The sequence below is a fragment of the Alcanivorax sp. HI0083 genome (assembly GCF_001635175.1).
Genome location: NZ_LWFX01000619.1, coordinates 1 through 1,051 on the forward strand (window position 1 = coordinate 1; position 1,051 = coordinate 1,051).

Here is a 1,051-nt window from a genome sequence, read left to right on the forward strand (position 1 = left end):
CTGCATGCGAGTACCTTCCAGCAACATGCCGCCGTGCCATTCAAAACGAGGCTGCTTTTCCAGGAAACAGTAACGCAGACCATCCAGGTCTTTCTGCTCGTCCAGTGCAATGGCAATGGCCAGGTTCGCCGGGCCAAACCCAATACCAACGACATCGTATTCCTGAGAATGAACGATCATGGTGATATGTCCTCAATGTGGCGGAGACCGAACGGCCTCCGGTTTATCCATACACCGACCACCGAAGAATTCGGACAGTCAGCCACTTGCTGCCGGATAGTGGTGGGCAGCGCGCCATGGCGGTTCAGAGTGAAAAAATCCGAACCGTGATTTTCAGCTCAGCTCGCAACGCTCAAAAAACGCATCACGATGCAGCACCATCAGGGCTGCGCGCTTGTGCGGAAAATCAAACTCCTTTGGCTTGGCAAATCGCCTGGCTTGAAGGTGTTGAATCATCCTGTCGTTATCCGAGCGTGGCTCGGACACAATCCTTGTGGTACGACAATCATCGAGAAACAGGTAATGGCAGAGCGCATTCAGCCATGCCTTTACCTTGTGCGGGCCACGGTGATGGTCTTCGCCCACCAGCATGTGAATCCCGCGATCAAAATCCTGTGCATCGTAATAGGGTGCGATGCGATCTTCCTTGGCCCAATACGCTTCAAAGTAAGCGAAGGGCTCATCATCTATGCAACCGATCAGGTTAAGCACTCGCGATTCTTTCGCCTGGCTCTCCAGGTATGCGCGATGCTCTTCCAGGGTGCCGCTCTGTTCCCAGAAGGCAGCCACACGCTCGCTGTTCTGCCAGCGCATGAAACGGTGCAGGTCTTCCTCAATATCCAGCGTGCGCAGAGACACCCACGCCTGAATACCGGTATCAAAACGGCGGTACACTTCCCCCGCCGGCTTGGCGCGGCGTCGTGGGTGACGCCGGCCGGATGCATCCATGATCATGGTGACCGGATACGGCAAGGCATCGCCCTGGCTTAACCAGTCACCGGGCAGCTGCCAGAACATGTCGCGTTCCAGCCGTGCTGTCTGATTTTCTTCC

At 55.8% G+C, this 1,051-nt stretch carries 2 protein-coding genes; both read right to left on the minus strand.

Translation table 11 applies throughout. The features are described 5' to 3' along the window. Window positions 1–180 (minus strand): SidA/IucD/PvdA family monooxygenase (locus A3754_RS06230; RefSeq protein ID WP_156496852.1); only part of this gene is annotated, 180 nt, incomplete at its 3' end. 153 nt (window positions 181–333) lie between these two features. Next, window positions 334–1,051 (minus strand): GNAT family N-acetyltransferase (locus tag A3754_RS06235; protein ID WP_063519106.1); only part of this gene is annotated, 718 nt, incomplete at its 5' end.